The organism is Pseudomonas sp. FG86 (assembly GCF_057808775.1).
Map to the genome: position 1 here is coordinate 70,869 of NZ_JBMDIS010000024.1, position 15,522 is coordinate 86,390.

The 15,522-nt window shown below is 61.7% G+C and carries 14 protein-coding genes and 1 pseudogene; 3 read left to right on the forward strand and 12 right to left on the reverse strand.

The features are described 5' to 3' along the window. Window position 1: 1 nt before the first annotated feature. The 7 genes from ACODSV_RS17370 to ACODSV_RS17400 all read right to left on the reverse strand — a co-directional run bounded on the left by ACODSV_RS17370 (window position 2) and on the right by ACODSV_RS17400 (window position 5,433). Window positions 2-934 carry a metal ABC transporter solute-binding protein, Zn/Mn family gene (locus ACODSV_RS17370; RefSeq protein ID WP_150055249.1) on the reverse strand — a complete coding sequence of 311 codons (933 nt, stop codon included), beginning with the start codon at window positions 932-934 and terminating at the stop codon, window positions 2-4. After that, window positions 931-1,635 (reverse strand): DUF6162 family protein, encoded by a 705-nt coding sequence (locus ACODSV_RS17375; protein WP_150055248.1) that lies wholly within the window; start codon window positions 1,633-1,635, stop codon window positions 931-933. The genes ACODSV_RS17370 and ACODSV_RS17375 overlap by 4 nt, the downstream gene beginning before the upstream one ends. After that, window positions 1,635-2,123 carry a DUF6644 family protein gene (locus ACODSV_RS17380; RefSeq protein WP_069076110.1) on the reverse strand — a complete coding sequence of 163 codons (489 nt, stop codon included), beginning with the start codon at window positions 2,121-2,123 and terminating at the stop codon, window positions 1,635-1,637. Before ACODSV_RS17380 ends, ACODSV_RS17375 begins: the two co-directional genes overlap by 1 nt. A gap of 32 nt (window positions 2,124-2,155) precedes the next feature. Further along, window positions 2,156-2,647 (reverse strand): DUF6644 family protein, encoded by a 492-nt coding sequence (locus ACODSV_RS17385; RefSeq protein ID WP_150055247.1) that lies wholly within the window; start codon window positions 2,645-2,647, stop codon window positions 2,156-2,158. 21 nt (window positions 2,648-2,668) lie between these two features. Next, window positions 2,669-4,159 (reverse strand): alpha/beta hydrolase domain-containing protein, encoded by a 1,491-nt coding sequence (locus ACODSV_RS17390; RefSeq protein WP_150055246.1) that lies wholly within the window; start codon window positions 4,157-4,159, stop codon window positions 2,669-2,671. Window positions 4,160-4,193: 34 nt separating this feature from the next. Further along, on the reverse strand, window positions 4,194-4,976 hold the full coding sequence (locus ACODSV_RS17395) for a hypothetical protein (RefSeq protein ID WP_069076112.1): 783 nt from the start codon (window positions 4,974-4,976) through the stop codon (window positions 4,194-4,196). A 64-nt stretch (window positions 4,977-5,040) separates the two neighbouring features. Beyond that, window positions 5,041-5,433 (reverse strand): DUF6152 family protein, encoded by a 393-nt coding sequence (locus ACODSV_RS17400; RefSeq protein WP_069076113.1) that lies wholly within the window; start codon window positions 5,431-5,433, stop codon window positions 5,041-5,043. Between the two features lie 237 nt (window positions 5,434-5,670). Here ACODSV_RS17400 and ACODSV_RS17405 point away from each other — a divergent pair, with 237 nt between their 5' ends. Then, window positions 5,671-7,008, forward strand: a complete 1,338-nt coding sequence (locus ACODSV_RS17405; protein WP_150095286.1) for an alginate export family protein — start codon at window positions 5,671-5,673, stop codon at window positions 7,006-7,008. A 65-nt stretch (window positions 7,009-7,073) separates the two neighbouring features. Here the strand turns inward: ACODSV_RS17405 and ACODSV_RS17410 are convergent, their stop codons facing one another. The 3 genes from ACODSV_RS17410 to ACODSV_RS17420 form a co-directional block, all read right to left on the reverse strand. Beyond that, window positions 7,074-7,637 carry a cytochrome b gene (locus tag ACODSV_RS17410; protein WP_024075471.1) on the reverse strand — a complete coding sequence of 188 codons (564 nt, stop codon included), beginning with the start codon at window positions 7,635-7,637 and terminating at the stop codon, window positions 7,074-7,076. A gap of 82 nt (window positions 7,638-7,719) precedes the next feature. Beyond that, the gene (locus ACODSV_RS17415) at window positions 7,720-9,174 is read right to left on the reverse strand and encodes an aldehyde dehydrogenase family protein (RefSeq protein ID WP_024075470.1); all 1,455 of its coding nucleotides are present in this window, start codon (window positions 9,172-9,174) and stop codon (window positions 7,720-7,722) included. Between the two features lie 27 nt (window positions 9,175-9,201). Then, window positions 9,202-10,578, reverse strand: a complete 1,377-nt coding sequence (locus tag ACODSV_RS17420) for an aspartate aminotransferase family protein (RefSeq protein ID WP_069076116.1) — start codon at window positions 10,576-10,578, stop codon at window positions 9,202-9,204. 192 nt (window positions 10,579-10,770) lie between these two features. Here ACODSV_RS17420 and ACODSV_RS17425 point away from each other — a divergent pair, with 192 nt between their 5' ends. Further along, window positions 10,771-11,745, forward strand: coding sequence for a helix-turn-helix domain-containing protein (locus ACODSV_RS17425; protein WP_024075468.1), 975 nt, complete (start codon window positions 10,771-10,773; stop codon window positions 11,743-11,745). Between the two features lie 222 nt (window positions 11,746-11,967). Then, window positions 11,968-13,416 carry an APC family permease gene (locus ACODSV_RS17430; RefSeq protein ID WP_024075467.1) on the forward strand — a complete coding sequence of 483 codons (1,449 nt, stop codon included), beginning with the start codon at window positions 11,968-11,970 and terminating at the stop codon, window positions 13,414-13,416. Here the strand turns inward: ACODSV_RS17430 and ACODSV_RS17435 are convergent. Further along, window positions 13,413-14,906 (reverse strand): MFS transporter, encoded by a 1,494-nt coding sequence (locus ACODSV_RS17435; RefSeq protein ID WP_150055243.1) that lies wholly within the window; start codon window positions 14,904-14,906, stop codon window positions 13,413-13,415. The two genes, ACODSV_RS17430 and ACODSV_RS17435, sit on opposite strands and share 4 nt — an antisense overlap. Before the next feature lie 64 nt (window positions 14,907-14,970). Then, a pseudogene (locus tag ACODSV_RS17440) lies at window positions 14,971-15,465 on the reverse strand (methyl-accepting chemotaxis protein); the annotation flags it as partial. Window positions 15,466-15,522: the final 57 nt, after the last annotated feature.

Here is a 15,522-nt window from a genome sequence, read left to right on the forward strand (position 1 = left end):
TTCATTGCTTCGTAAACTCGACGGCTTGCGCCAGGGTTTCGAGGTTTTCGCGCATCGCCACCTCAAACTCGTCCGCGCTGTAGGTATCGCCGGTGATGTGGGACAGGGCGAACACCTTCACGCCGGTGGCGGCTTCGATGGGTTTGGCCAAGTCGAGGGAGAAGTTTTTCTCGGCGAACAGCACTTTGACGTTGGCCTTCTTGATCGCCTCGATGGTGTTGGCCAACTGGCGTGCCGTCGGCGCGACGCCGTGGCGCGGCTCGATCACGGCGCTTACGAACAGGCCGAACTCCTGCATCATGTAGTCGTAGCCCGCATGGGTCGTCGCACAGCGGAACGAAGACAGGTCCAGCGCGGCGAAGCGCGTCATGAAGCCTGCGCGTAGCTCGCGGATACGGCCCGCATACGCCAGGGCATTTTTTCGATACACCGCAGCGTTGTCCGGGTCCAGCTCTCCCAGCCGGCGAGCGATCTCGAACACCTGCTGTATCGCTGCCGTGGTGGACACGAAGGTGTGCGGGTTGACCACCTTGACCCCTTCCTGGTCGCCACCGATGGGAATCAGCGCCACCGTGGCATTCGCCTGGATAATCGGCAGCGTTTGCGTGCGGCCGGCAGCCTTGATGATCTGGAAGGCCCATTCATCGTGACCGATGCCGTTGACCACCAGCACATCGATATTCATCGCGCGGGTAATGTCGTCGGGCTGCGGCTGGTAGTTGTGCGGGTTAGCCTCTGCGGGGATCAGCGCAACGACCTCGGCCCGATCACCGACGATATTGCTCACGAAGCTGTAGTAGGGATGCAGGGTGATGCCGACCTTGAGCTTCTTTGCCGAGGCGAAGGCAGGGCCGGCAAGCGCGATGGCGGGTATCAACACCAGCAGCGCGATACAACGGCGCCACAAGGCGCGGTGTTTCGTAGAAACAGTCATGGCTGGGTTCCTTTTACGCGTTCGATTTCACTGGCACCGTCGTACGGGATGACTTGGCGCCAACCCTCGCCGACCAGGGATTCGGGCTTGACGATGGCGGGGTAGGGCGCGTTCGGGTCACGGTGGACCCAGATCGTCGCTTGGTTGGCCCACATCACCCCCGCATGGGCGTGACCGATGACCAGCAGGTAGGCGCTCTGGCCCGGTGCATGGCCGCCAGAGCCGTAGTACACCGTTGCACCTTGCCCCAGGGTGGCCTGGGACACAGCGTTGACGGGCGGGTTCACCTCAGCGGCATCATCGTCATGGCCACCTGTATGGGCCAGGTGGGAGCCAGGCAGGATCAATTGCCAGTGCACCTCGCCATTGGTTTTCCAGAAGGCATCCCGGTAGAAGGGCGGCAGCAACAGCGTCTGCGCCTGCTCCAGGGTGACCCAGCCGCCGGTATCGTTGTTGTTCCAGATGATTTCTTCACCGGCCGGTAACAACGCGCTGTGTATGGCCTGATCGACCGCGCCCAAGCCATCGAAGGAGCGCACCTGCCAGCTCAACGGGGTGGGCGGGCCAACGCTTTCGGGGCGCAGCAGCACATAGCCTGCCACGCCGGCGATGACGGCCAGGGTCGCCAGCACCAACGCCAGCGACTCCCATCCGCTGGAGCGTGGGCGCACCTGCGTGATTGCAGCGTCGCGGCGCGCCATCAGAGGAACGCGATCCAGCGGCCCAGGAAGACCACGCCCGCCCACAACAGCAACGAGCTGAAGCCGGCCACGCGCGCCTGGCGGGGAGGCGGCAGTGTCGTGTCCCATTCGGCAATTCGGCGAAAGGCCCCGAGATGGAAGACTGCCATGTTGATCCCCGCCAGTATCAACAGGCCCATTTTGAAAAGGAACGCAGTGTTCTGCACATAGGTCGTGCCATTGGCGCAGAACATCAGCAGGCCAGTGATCACACAGGTCATGAACGCGACCCAGGTGTACGGCAGCAGATCCTGGATCAGTTTCAGCGCGCCGCGCCGGTGGGCGGTCACGCCAAGCAGGCGTAAGTCCACGACAGCGATGGTGCCGTAGACGATGGCGATGCCGATCACATGCACCGATTCCAGCATCGGGAACACCGAGCCTGACTCGCGAATGAACGTCGCGAGCTGAGTGTCCTGGACGGCTTGCAGCAGAGGTTGAATATCCATGGAGAATACCTGAGAACTTTGGTTGAAAACGCTTAGATCGTGTAGGCGATCCAGCGGCCGCAGATGATCACGACGCACCACAAACCGATCGACAGCCACGCACAGGCCTTGACGGAACCCGGCGCGTCGTCACTGTCTACGTTGCCGGCGGGGCGCCGCAGCAGCGGGCGACGAAGCAGCCAGGTCAAGCTGAACGCGGCCACCACGAGGACCATCTTCAGCCAGAACGTCGAGTTGACGAGCACCCGATCAGGCTCGGCGATGATCATCACCAGCCCGGTGCACAACAGGACGATCAGTGCATGGCGCATCCAGGGGTAGTAACGGCGGACGATGCCGCGCAAGGGCTCATCGCTGGCGAACACGCCCGCCAGGCGCAGATCGGAAATCAGCGCCGAGCCGAAGAGCACGGTGATGGCGATGATATGAATGCTCTGCACCGTGGGGATGACCCACAGGATGTCGCGGATGGCGGTGCTTAAGGGAGACCCGTAGATCCAGGCAATGATGAGTGAAGAGGACATCGGCTTTTCTCCTGCAATGGGTTAGAAGTCTTGAGGGTTTGCGATCGGATGCAGACCCGCCGCATCCTCCGGTAGCAAGTACCCTTGCTGGATCGAAACGGCTTTGGCGTCTTCGAACTTCTGTGCATAGCGGCTGAAGTTTCCATAACGCCGGCCGAGCACGTCCTTCGAGTAAGGCACCTTGGTGTCGTAGATCAGCCCGCAGCCGGTCTCTTGGTCGGTGAGGTAGGTGGCGCTTGGCACTTGGATCCACGGCGGTCGCACGCCGCCTTGCAGGTTGCCGGTGGCGGGCGCACGGGCAGCGGCCTTGCCGTCGCGTATCACCCGCGGGGCGTTGGGCATCGGCTTGCCGTCGCGTACCCACTGGTCCATGCCATCCAGCAGCGCCGAGACCACCAGTTCCACCGGTTCGTCATACAGCGTCTGGCAGCGCGGGTCGTCGCCCTTGCCGACATCGGCGGCGAGCTTCTCGGTGTGCTCCGTGCCGAGGTCGGCCAGGCGCAGGTGGGGCATGCCGGTGACTTCGTAGTAGCGCACCTGCGGGGAGTCGGTGTCCGGGGGCAGGGGGATGCCTTCGATCACGTCATGCATCAATTCGGACTGGCTGTAGACGGTGACGAACGGCACGCCTTCGGGCATCTGCCGGGGCACGCGGATCACGTCGCCGCCCACTTCCCCGTAGGCCATGCGGCCGGTCATGTAGGCGTCGATCAGCGGTGTTTCGTCGGGCATGCGCCATTGCTGGTGACGGCCCTGGTCGAGATAGTCCATCCAGACTTGCGCGGTGACGGCCCAGCTATTCACATAGACGCGCTGCACATCCAGGCCCGCCAAAGGGCTCTGTGCCCCTTTGGTTTTAAGCAGCAGCGCCAGTTGCGCGCCGATGCCCTGGGACTGGGGCGCAAACGGATCGGGCGCGGCGCCCCGCGTGAAGTGTACCGGGTCGTAATAGGTGCCCAGCGGCGCGTAGCGGGCAAAGTCGAAGCGGCGCATGAACTCGAAGTTCACGATCGGTCCGTACTGGGCGATCTGTTCGGCTTCGGCCTCTGGGGTGTCGGAAATGAACTTGGGGTCCACCGCCGGCTTGTTCACATTCAGCGTGTACCCGACGTATGCGTAGCCGCGGCGCAGCAGATAGTCGCGGGTCAGGATCCAACCGGCGGCACGTTCGCCGAACCAACTGAATGGTTCGATCACTACCGTGCCATTGAAACGTGCCGGGTCCGCCGGTTTGCGCACCAGAATGCGCGTGGTGTAAGGCGCTTCCAACAGGGTTTTGCCAGCGGCGGTGATGGCCGGGGCGACGCCTTGCAGGTAGTACTCTTGCTCGATGTAGCCGTAGTGGTTGAGGTCGCTGTATTCGGTGCCAGGGCGCGTCGCCGACGACAGCGGCGCCTTGTCGGAAGGCGGCACTGCGATCGCCGTGGGCATGCGTGGCACCTCGGCGAACGTGTTCGCCGCGATGCACAGCCATAGCACGACGCTGATGCTGATAGGGGTCAGGCGTTCCATTCGTAAAGCTCCAGCAGGGGGCGGATAGGCGTCATCACTCAAGGCTCAGAGATGCTTTGCCCTCGCTGTCGATCACGATCTGGTTGTTCTCGCACACGTACTCTTGAATGGCGTAGTTGGAGCGCTTGTACTCAAACGTAAAGCGATACGGGGTGTTGAGTACTTGCGGGTCTTCGATCAGGACCTGGTTTTCCAAGCGATCCGGCCCGCGCAGCCGGATGCGTTCGGTGATCTTCATGGCCGGCCCGTGGGGCACGTCATAGAAGCGCACGTCGGTGCGTACGCTTTGTGTCTCGACCACCAGCGTGTCGCCCTCCCAGTGGCCGCGCGAATGGCCTTGGTACAGGGGGTCGAGCTTGTCTGTTGGCGGCATGGCCTGGTTCAAGAGAATCCGTCGCACTTGCTGGAGGTACTCGCCGAGGATGATCACTTGCTTGTCATCGCGAATGATCTGGATCGGGAAGAGCGCCGCCATCATGGTCGGCATACCCTCGGGCAGGCACCTTGAACTGGTGGTGGCGATCGGCTTCCCGGCTGCGTTGGCCACGGCTTGTTTCTTCTTGAGCTCGACGTACTCGGCGTCATAGGGCGCCTTGAGGTCCATCGGACCGCCGGGGTGTACCGGGTCGTCCGGGTTTTCGCCGAACCAGTCGTCCGGGGTTCTTTCCCAAGTACCGCTGATGTCAGGCCGGGCGGCCGAGCTGTGCTTGTCGGCTTGGGTTTTCGAGGCTGTCGCGGCGCTGCTCATCCCGGAGAGCGTCATGAGGACCACCCCCAGAACGATCATGGCTGTGTTGGAAGAACGTGCTCGTTTCATTGAAATGTCTCCGCGTTGCTGGTTTGCCCAGTTCTGGTGTTGCCGCATTCGGAAAGGGCTGCGTTCAGCCGCCGCCCGAGAGCACCACGTCACCCATCTTGATCTCCACCAGCAACCCGCCCGGCTCGCCGCTTTTCAACGGCTTGAACGACACCTCGGCGCTTTCGCCAGCCTTGACCGAACTGGACGTCCAGCCCGTGCGTTGCAGCGCGTTGACGCTGCCCGTCTCGATCTTGTAGCGCTGTGCCGGCGGGCCGGGAACGTCGAGGTAAATCGTGATGTGGGGGTTGGTCCAGGCGAAGCGCTCGACGACACCCTTGATCGTGATCGTCTGGGTCTGGTCGAACAGCGCAAATGAATGGTGGGCACTGGCAACAGGCGGTAAGGCACTGCAGCCGATCAGGGTTAGAAGACAAAGCCCCTGACGGAGCAACGGGAAGCGTGACAAAGGGGACATGGCGGGGGGCCTCGTTTTTTATGGTTCTTATGAACCGAGCATAGGGAGCTCGCGTTCAGAGGCGTATCCCAAAACGGCAACCGTTGAAGGCTTTCAGGCGCTTGGCGCGGATGAGGTATCGCATAACGACGGATTGGCGCGCAGGCCCATGCAGTTGCTGATTTGGGTTATCGCGTAGGCGGCCCAGGCCGGAACACTTGTGCTTCACCTCAGAACTATAAAAACAGGAGAGACCCGATGCGCATTCCCCCCTACGCACCCTTATTGTCGATGGTTGCACTCTGTGCGGTCGGCGTGCAGGCACATGCCTACACGCTCTACACCGAAGATGATGGTGCAACCGTCTTGAACGCCGACCTGGGCGCCGCATTTGGTTGGTTTGGCAGTACCCGTAACTACATCGGTGACCCGCAGAAAGAGCCCGGCAGCATGCGCTGGCAGGAGGGCTACGCCAAATATGGTCTCAACGGCACGACCGACAAGATCATCGCGGGCTCCGTCTATGGCGGTTTCAGCCTGCTCAGCAGCGGCACCTGGGGCGACGGGGACGCAGGGGCGATCACCGCGGGCAATGAGCGCCGTACCGACGTGGAAGATGCTTTCCTCGGCTGGAGATCAGGCGACCTGCTGCCCGCCCTGGGCAAGGACGGTGTGGATTTCTCTTTCGGTCGCCAGTTGGTGACGGTGGACGGTTTCCTGATCACCGATGATGGCTACAACCCAGGCAAGGCGTTCAACCCCATCGAGGGCGTGCGCGATGGCCGGTTCGACAGGGGGGGCGCCTTTTACCTTGGCCAACGCCTGGCGTTTGGCAACACGGCGGTGCTGAAGCTGGGCGGCAAGGAAGGGCTGCACGGCAGCTTGATATGGTTGAAATCCGATAACCCCGGGCAGTCCAAGACCGAACTGGCAGTGGGCACTATCGACTACACCACGGCCATCGGTTCGATCGGTTCGACCTACATACACGGCCTGGATGTGGATGAGAAATATGCCTTCGCAGATCGGCTTGAACGCAAGGGCATGAATGTCTACAGCATTCGCGGGCAGGGCAACGCCGGGATTGAGAACGCCGACTTCGCATTCGAGGTGGCGCGCCAGGAAAAACGTTCCGGTTCACAGCGGGCGATGTTCTTCGACGCGGGCTACACCTTCACCGATGTGCGATGGCAGCCGACGGTCAGTTATCGCTATTCGCGCTATTCCGAAGGGTGGGACTTCCTGTTCCAGGGCGGCTTTCGCAAACGCTACCAGGGTGAAGTCGCGTCCAACTACGCCGGTTCAGTGACGTCGAATATGCAGATCAACGATGTGCTGCTCTCTGTCCGGCCCACCGAGAAATTGACCCTGAACGCGATGGCCTTCGACTACCATCAACTGTCCCGTCGCAATGAACGGGACTTCGCGGCGCGGGAGGTCGACCTGTTTCTGGATTGGATGGTCACGGATAACATCACGCTTTCGCCGTTGATCGGCCTCTATAAGCCTGAGAAGTGGTTAGGCAACGGGGGCGGGCAGAGCGGCAGCGCGTCGACCAACACGTACATGCAGTTCATTGTGTGGGCGACGTTCTGAGTTGTCATTGAGGGCTGTTGCGGGGCCAGGCAGGCGTTGACGTTTTGCGTCAACGCCTCATCCATTCAGAGCATGCGGCGCAGCACGTCGTTGCGCGGGTCGCGGTCGTAGAAGCGATGCTTGAGGGCGCCCGCCACATGCAGCACGATCAGGACAAGCAAGCTATAGGCGAGGACTTTGTGCAGCCATTGGAACACGACGAACCAATCGTCATTCTTTGGCAACAGCTCGGGCAGGTTAACCCCAAAAAAGAACACGCCGTCGCTCATGGTGAACGTGCTCGACATGGAGTACCCCATCAACGGCACGATCACCAACAGCACATACATGGCGCGCTGAATCAGGCGTGACAGGAACCGTTCATACCCCGCCAGGGTTTCCAGCGGCTGCGGCAAATTGGGGGTGCGAAAGCGCACGGCGAGCTGAGTCAGGACCACCAGGAACGTCAACACCCCGAAGGACTTGTGCCAGGGGTAATACAGCTCGAATTTGCTCGCCACCTCATCATTCATTCCGGTCATATGCCAGCCGGCCCAGAGCAGGCCCAGCACGAGCACGGCACGCACCCAGTGCAACACGCGCAGGGAGGTCGGGTACCGATCGATTGTCGGTTGATCTATTGGGTTCATGTCAGGTTCTCCACGGATCGATGCACGGTTGAATGGCCACCCTCAACGTTGGAGGGTGGCTCGGTCAGGACAACGAATAGGCTCAGGCGGGCAGGAGGACGGTGATGACTTTCTCCTCGGTGTAGGCCAGCGCGCCGCTGAACCCACCTTCACGTCCGATACCGCTGGTCTTGACGCCGCCCCAAGGCAGGTTGGCGTCCAATGGGCTCCAGCAGTTGATGCCCACGGCGCCAGCTTTCACTGCCGCAGCAACGCGGTGCGCTCGTACCAGGTCGCTGGTCCAGACCGTGGCCGCCAGGCCGTAGCTGCTGTCGTTGGCCAGGGCGACCGCTTCGTCTTCGCTGTCGAACGTAATCAGCGTGCCGACGGGGCCGAAGATCTCATCCCGGGCGATTTCCATGTCGTTGCGGGCGTTGGCGAAGATCGTCGGACGCACGAACCAGCCCTGCTTGGGTGCCGAGACGCCGCCGGCCAGCAGCGTGGCGCCTTGGTCGATGCCCAGTTGGATGTAGCGGTTGACGCGATCGAATTGAGCCTTCTTGGCCACCGGCCCCATCTGTACGCCGGGCTCGCGAGGGTCGCCCACGCTCACTGCCTGTGCGGCTTCGGCCAGCGCTGCACCAAAACGGTCGGCGAGGCTGCGTTGCACCAGGATCCGCGAACCGGCGGCACACACCTGGCCCTGGTTGGCGAACAGGCCGAGGGTACAGCCGCGCAGGGCGTCGTCGAAGGACGCATCATCGAACACAATCTGCGGGCTCTTGCCGCCCAATTCCAAGGCCACGCGCTTGAACAACACACCGGCGGTGCGCTGGATTTCACGCCCAGCCTCGGGGCTGCCGGTGAAGCTGATCTTGGCAATATCCGGGTGTTCGCACAGGGCGCGCCCCACTTCATTGCCGTAGCCGGTGACCACGTTGATCACGCCGTCCGGGAAGCCCGCTTCCTGCGCCAGCAGCGCCAGGTGCAGAGCCGACTGCGGGGTTTCTTCCGATGGCTTGACCACGACGGTACAGCCCGCCGCCAGCAACGCAGCGAGTTTCCACACCGTGATCATCAGCGGCGAGTTCCAGGGCACGATGGCACCCACCACGCCGACCGGCTCGCGCACCGTGTAAGACAGGGTTTTGGTGCCGAAGTACCCCCCGGTGGGAATGGTGCGACCTTCGAGCTGGTTGGCCCAGCCCGCGGCGGCGCGCAGGTTGGCGATCGCGTTGGGCAGGTCCATCCGGCGCGGCTCGATGGGGGAGCGGCCGATAGCGTTGGCGTCCAGATCGGCCAGCAGTTCAGTGTCGCGCTCAACCAGGTCGGCCAGTTTCGACAACAGTCGGCCACGCGCGGCGCCGTCGAGTTGGCTCCACTCGCCGCGTTCCAGTTGCTGGCGTGCAGCGGCCACCGCACGGTCGACATCCTCGCGGGTGCCTCGCGCGGAGCTGCCGTACACCTGTTCATTCACGGGGTTGACCAGGTTGATACGACGACGGTCGAAGGCTTCGCAGGACACACCTTCGATGAAATGATTCAAGTGCTCAGTCATATTGCGGTCCTCGAGTAATGGGCAAGGTCATGCTTTGAGAGAAGCCAGGGCGTCGCCGAAGATATCCAGGGCCTTGAAGAACAGCTCGCGAGATATGGTCAGCGAAGGCATGACGCGCATGACGTTGCTGTAGCGGCCACACGGAATCATCAGCACACCGTGGTTGAGCAGGTAGCCCATCAGTTGGCCGATCTTCTCGCCCGCCAGGGGCGCCTTGGTGAGTGGGTCTTCGATCAGTTCGATACCGATCATCAGGCCGCGCCCGCGCACTTCGCCGACCAACGGGCTGTTGAAGGCGCGAATATGCGCCTGTGCCTCCAGGCCCAGGGTGTGGGCGCGGTTGAGCAGGTCAAGGTCCGGGTCCTGGAGGATGCTGATGTTGGTCAGTGCCACTGCGGCCGACAACGAGTTGGCGGCGAACGTGTTGGGCATGGAACCGTCGGGAATCTGCGCCGCCAGGTCCGAGCGCATGATCAGGCCGGCCATGGGCAGGTCGCTGCCGATGCCTTTGCCGAAGGTGAGCATGTCGGGCTTCACGCCGGAATGTTCGACCGCCCACATCTTGCCGGTGCGGCCGGCACCCGATTGCACTTCATCGACGATCAGTAATGTGCCGCTGCGGTCGCAGGCCTTGCGCAGCAGTTGCAGGAACTCCGGAGAGGGTGGCACGTAGCCGCCTTCGCCCTGTACCGGCTCCACGATCACGGCAGCCACGTCATCGGCCGCGGTGTAGGGGGTGTTCAACAGATAGTCGATGTACTCGCCAGCGATCTGCTCGGCGCTCTTGTGGGTGGTGTCGAAAGGGAAGCGGTAGGCGTAAGGGTAGGGCGCGTGAATCACGCCACCCATCTGGGCACCAAAGCCCTTGCGGTAGGCCGTGCCGGTGGTCAGCGAACCGGAAGCGTGCCACACGCCGTGGTAGCCGCCGTGGAAGGCGATGATCTGGTGCCGCCCGGTGACGCGCTTGGCGAACTTGATCGCCGCCTCCAACGCATCACTGCCGCTTTGCGTGAAGAAGGTAACGCAGTCGCCACGCAAACCCTCGGGCGCGATTTCGGAAAGCTTGGCAGCCAACTCGGTACGCCGGGTGCTGTTGATTTCCAGGGCATGCATCAGCACTTCGGACTGTTCGCGAATCGCTTGCACCACTTTGGGGTGGCAGCGGCCCACGCTGCTGACACCGACGCCTGCGGACAGGTCGATGTAGGTGTTGCCGTCGGGGTCTTTGAAGGTCGCACCGAAGGCACGGTCCATGGCCACCGGCATACGTCCGCCGCCGCGCGCCATCGACTCGGTGCGCGCCGACAGCGCCAGGGCTTCGCGGGTCTTGGGGCCGGGCAGTTCGCCGGAAATAATCTGCGGGGCATCTGCAAAGTGCAGGGATTGAAATTTGGCTTCACTCATGACGGTCTCTCTGGAATGTCTATTTAAGTGTGCCGATCATCTCCGGCGCGCGTTCCAGGCCGGTATCCCGAATCGGCACATGGTTTGCTTGCATTCCAGCACATAAACAATTTGCAGGACTTTTGCGATGTGCGACTATCAATTGGATCGCCGATCTAAAAAAAACAAAAATATTGGTAGAGGCATGCCCCAATGAAAAACCAAACGATCAGCCATTTTCGCGATATCCATGTCCATGCAGCCACCATCCAGCAGTGGAACCAGGACTACAGCCAGTTAACCTCGGGCTGCGCCGAGAGCACGCTCATGCAACTGACCACCTCGGGTTGCCACCTGTTTCTCGAACAGATCAACCAGCGCGTGGTACAGAACGGCGTGGCGCCTAAAGGCAAGATGTGCTTTGCCGTGCCGATCAACGTCCCAGGATCGATTCGCATGCAGGGGCGCGAGGTAGATGACAGCAGCCTGTTCTTTCTCCATGGCGGCGAGGAATTCATGTTCCATATGCCGATGGGCATGGAGCTGCTTTCTATCACCTTCGAGCGTGAATTATTCGATGAGGCGTTGGAGCAGACCGCTTCGGCGAAGGAACTCAACCGGTTGCTGCGCCAGCCGGTGATCAGGGTTTCCCCCCAGCGATTTGCACAGGCCCGGCGCCGATTGCTGGCGCTTTTCTCCCAGGCACTGGTGTACGAAGATCTCGATAGCACGCTGGATCAAGAGCGCGAGGCGGCGTTGGAGCAGGCGATGCTCAGCGAGTTGTTGCAACTGATGATCGACCCAGCCTGCGACAAGCAACAGCGCAGTCCCAGCTCCACGCGCAGTTTTATCGTAGAGAAATGCCACCGCCTGGCGACCGGCGAAATGATCAATGTGCCCAGCGTGATCGATTTATGCCAACGCCTTCAGGTGAGCCGACGCACGGTGCAGAACAGCTTCCGCTCGGTCGCCGAGACCACTCCACTGAATTACTTGCGCTCCGTGAGGCTTAACGGTGTCCGTCGAGCCTTGATGTCTACCCGCGCCTGCGAGCTGTCGATTGGCGATGCCGCGGCCCAGTGGGGCTTTTATCACCTGAGCCATTTTGCCGCGGAATACCAAGAGCTGTTCGCGGAATTGCCATCCCAGACTGCCCGCGCCGCCATCACGAGTTGTGTGCGGGCCTGACAAACAACGCTAGAAAGACCTGAAATAGCCTGCGTCATCAGCTCTGAATGCGCAGGAGCTTCGCTGTGGGTGCTTGAGTTACCGATTTGGGATATCGGGGCGTTGCAGCGCAGGCATAGGATCAGTGCCAGCGTGCAATAAGAACGACAAGCTGTTTGGTGACGCTGCGTAGCCGGCTGCACCGATCCTAAAGCGACTGCCTCATACAATAAGGTCAACAACATGAGTGTATTTAACCCGGTCAACAGCTCCACGGAGCTCAAGCGTGGTGCCCTGGGTGTGGGCTTCATTATCTTCTTCGTGGTGTCGGCGGCAAGCCCGCTGAGCGTGATCGCCGGCGGCTTCCCCATTGGCATCATGCTGGGCAATGGCGCCGGTACCCCGGCCTTGCTGATCCTCGCCTTGCTGGTGCTGCTGGCGTTCTCGGTGGGTTACACCACCATGTCGCGCCACGTGACCAATGCCGGTGGTTTTTACGCGTTCACGTCCCGAGGCCTGGGTGGCCTGGCGGGCGGTGCCGCCGGGGTGCTGGCGATGTTTGCCTACAACATCCTGCAGGTCGGGTTGTACGGGATGTTCGGCGGGGTGGTCAGCGGCACCATGGAGGCTGCCTTCGGCCTGGCGTTGCCCTGGTGGGCTTACTCGCTGATGGCGATGGCGAGCATCGCGATCCTGGGCTATCGCAAGATTGACCTGTCAGCACGGGTGCTGTCGGTGATGGTGATCGCCGAATACCTGGCGATCCTGGTCCTGGACTTCGCCATCCTCAAGTCCGGCGGCGACAGCGGCATCAACCTTGATTCGTTCAGCAGTAGCCATGTGTTCAGTGGCACGCCGTCAATCGGCCTGCTGTTCTGTTTCGCCGCCTTTATCGGCTTCGAGGCCACGACCATCTACGGCGAAGAGGCCAAGGACCCCAAGCGCACCATTCCGATTGCGACTTACTGCTCGGTGTTGCTGATTGGGGCGTTCTACGCATTGTCGGTGTGGTCGATGGTGGTGGGCGTGGGCGCGGATAAAATCGTGCCGATGCTGCAGGCCTTGCAGGACCCGACCACCTTTATCTATGGCATGTCCGACCACTTTGTCGGCCCGCACCTGACAAAGATTATCCGCGTCCTGTTCATGGTCAGTATCTACGCCGGGCTGTTGGCCTTTCATAACGCCGCCGCGCGCTACTTCTATGCGATTGGCCGTGACGGTTTGCTGCACAGCCAGTTAGGCACGACCCACCGCGTGCACCAGAGCCCGCATATGGGCTCGGCGTTGCAGAGCCTGATCTCGGCCGTGGTGGTGCTGATTTTCGCTGCGCTGGATGCCGATCCGATCCTGCAACTGTTTGCCTGGCTGTCCAACCTGGCCACGCTCTGCGTGATTTTGCTGATGGCGCTCACTTCGGCAGCGGTGCTGATGTACTTCCGAGGTCAACCGCAGCTCAAGGTCGGGGTTTGGCGTGGGCAGATTTTCCCCGGTTTCTCTTGCTTGGCCCTGTTGGCAGTGCTGATCCTTGCCGTGGTGCATTTCGACGTGCTCACCGGCGCCAGCCGATTGCTGTCCTACAGTCTCTGCGCGATTATTCCATTGGCCTTGCTGGGCGGCGTATTCCTCGCGGCGCGGCTGCGCAAGGCATCGCCAGAGCGGTTCCTGGCCTTGGGCAGCCACAAGCTCTAAGGCGCGGCCCGCGGTGGTTGATGGCCCAGCTTGACCAGCAGCGCTGCGATCAAAAGCAGCGCTGCCGACGCCACCAGCACCGCAACAAAGCCCGCATCGAATGCCGAGCGGGCGAATGCGCGCAGCATCGCGGCGCCTTCGGGCGACAAGGTTTCGGCGACCACCAGCGCATCGTCCAGACTGTCGAATGTCGCGGGATTGCGGCTCAGCCACGCTGGAATCGCCAGGCCCGCCGAGTACGCATAAATCGCCGACAACAGGCTGCCCGACAGCGTCACACCGACGGCACCGCCCAATTCAAACGACACCTCCTCGACGGAGGCGGCCATGCCGGCCTGATCGGCCGGTACGCTGAGCATGATGGTGCTGGACGACGCCGTCAGTGCTGCGCCAATGGTAAGCCCCAGCAGCCCAAGAACGATCAGTTGCAGGTACACCGCCGCCTCATACAACAGCAGGTAAGCCAGCATCGACGCCGCGGATAGCAGCAGCGTCCAGAACAGCATCCGCTGGTTCCCCAGGCGAGGCAGGTAGTAACCGGCAAGCGGCCCGGAGATAAACGAGCCCAGCGGTAGCGGGAGGATGAACAATGCCGCTTCCAGTGGCGACAGGCCCAGCACCAGTTGCAGGCGTTGGCTGAACACCAGCTCCATGCCGATCAACGCAGCAGCCGACACAACCGCCGCAATCACCGCGTTCCTGAAACCGGCGGAACTGAACAGCGCCAGGTCGAGCATCGGTTGGGTCGCGCGGCGCTGGCGCCGAATGAATAGCGTCAGAAACAGCGCGCCCAGCACCAGTGCAATCAGCATGCCTTCGAAAGAGGGCGTGCGCTTGCCGAGTTCCTTCACCGCATACGCTACGCTGATCAAGCCGATCATCACCTGCAGCGATCCCAGCCAGTCCCAGCGTTTGCTCGCATCCCCGGGGTTATTCGGGATCAATAGCGCGCCGACGACCAACGCGACCAGCACAATCGGCACGTTGATCAGGAACACCGAGCCCCACCAGAAATGCTCCAGCAGCAGGCCGCCGATCACCGGGCCGAACGCCGCGCCGCCTGACGCCACCGAGGCCCAGATGCCGAACGCCATGGCCTGTTCACGCGGGTCGGTGAACGTCACCCGCACGATCGCCAGCGTGGCGGGCATCATCATCGACGCGCCGACTGCGAGGAAACCACGTGCACCGATCAATACAGCGGCGGAGGTTGAAAACGCCGCAATCAGCGAGAACAGGCCGAACACACCGAGCCCGCCGATGAACAGGCGTTTGTGCCCGAGACGGTCACCGAGTGTCCCCATGCCCAGCAGCAGGCCAGCGGCGATCAGCGCATAGATGTTGACGATCCAGAGCTTTTCCGAGGCTGAAGCATTCAGCTCTCGGGTCAGCGTGGGCAGGGCGGTGTAGAGCACCGTCATGTCGATGACGATAAGCAGCAATGCGCTGGAAATAATCGCGAGGATCAGCCAGCGGCGTGAAAAAGTCATGGGTGGTGCTCATTGAAGGCGAATGGGAGGGCGGCCACTGTAGCTCAGTCAGGCGGCAGACCCTTTACACGCGGAAGTGCCTGACCAGTTGCTGCTGGTGATTGGCCATTTGATGCAGTAAATCACTGGCCTCCGACGCCTCGTTCATCCGGCCGGCGAGTGTTTCGCTGATGCCACGAATGTCGCTGACCCGATGGCTGATATCGTCTATCACGCCACTTTGCTCCAGTGCCGCGCTGGCGATCTGCTGATTCATCTGTTCGATCACATCCACGGCCTTCGAAATGCTCTCCAGCGCCACCCGGGTTTGTTGTACCTGAATCACGCTGCCGCCGGCTTGTTCGCGGCTTAGTTGGGTGCTGTGCACCACAGCCTGGCTCAGCTGTTGCAAGGTTTCGATCACCGTGCGTACCTGTTCGACCGAGCTCTGGGTGTTACTCGCCAGGTGCCTGACTTCGTCGGCCACCACCGCGAAACCACGGCCCTGTTCGCCGGCCCTGGCCGCTTCGATGGCTGCATTCAACGCCAGCAGATTGGTCTGCTGCGCGATGGCGCTGATGAGGGGTCATGCCGAGATAAGGCAAAAATTAGGACATTCGTTCTGTAACTTGCTGTA

Bases quoted from the DNA above. Each gene is read 5' to 3' on its own strand.
- ACODSV_RS17370 (WP_150055249.1), bottom strand. From the start codon at position 934: ATGACTGTTTCTACGAAACACCGCGCCTTGTGGCGCCGTTGTATCGCG.
- ACODSV_RS17375 (WP_150055248.1), bottom strand. From the start codon at position 1,635: ATGGCGCGCCGCGACGCTGCAATCACGCAGGTGCGCCCACGCTCCAGC.
- ACODSV_RS17380 (WP_069076110.1), bottom strand. From the start codon at position 2,123: ATGGATATTCAACCTCTGCTGCAAGCCGTCCAGGACACTCAGCTCGCG.
- ACODSV_RS17385 (WP_150055247.1), bottom strand. From the start codon at position 2,647: ATGTCCTCTTCACTCATCATTGCCTGGATCTACGGGTCTCCCTTAAGC.
- ACODSV_RS17390 (WP_150055246.1), bottom strand. From the start codon at position 4,159: ATGGAACGCCTGACCCCTATCAGCATCAGCGTCGTGCTATGGCTGTGC.
- ACODSV_RS17395 (WP_069076112.1), bottom strand. From the start codon at position 4,976: ATGAAACGAGCACGTTCTTCCAACACAGCCATGATCGTTCTGGGGGTG.
- ACODSV_RS17400 (WP_069076113.1), bottom strand. From the start codon at position 5,433: ATGTCCCCTTTGTCACGCTTCCCGTTGCTCCGTCAGGGGCTTTGTCTT.
- ACODSV_RS17405 (WP_150095286.1), top strand. From the start codon at position 5,671: ATGCGCATTCCCCCCTACGCACCCTTATTGTCGATGGTTGCACTCTGT.
- ACODSV_RS17410 (WP_024075471.1), bottom strand. From the start codon at position 7,637: ATGAACCCAATAGATCAACCGACAATCGATCGGTACCCGACCTCCCTG.
- ACODSV_RS17415 (WP_024075470.1), bottom strand. From the start codon at position 9,174: ATGACTGAGCACTTGAATCATTTCATCGAAGGTGTGTCCTGCGAAGCC.
- ACODSV_RS17420 (WP_069076116.1), bottom strand. From the start codon at position 10,578: ATGAGTGAAGCCAAATTTCAATCCCTGCACTTTGCAGATGCCCCGCAG.
- ACODSV_RS17425 (WP_024075468.1), top strand. From the start codon at position 10,771: ATGAAAAACCAAACGATCAGCCATTTTCGCGATATCCATGTCCATGCA.
- ACODSV_RS17430 (WP_024075467.1), top strand. From the start codon at position 11,968: ATGAGTGTATTTAACCCGGTCAACAGCTCCACGGAGCTCAAGCGTGGT.
- ACODSV_RS17435 (WP_150055243.1), bottom strand. From the start codon at position 14,906: ATGACTTTTTCACGCCGCTGGCTGATCCTCGCGATTATTTCCAGCGCA.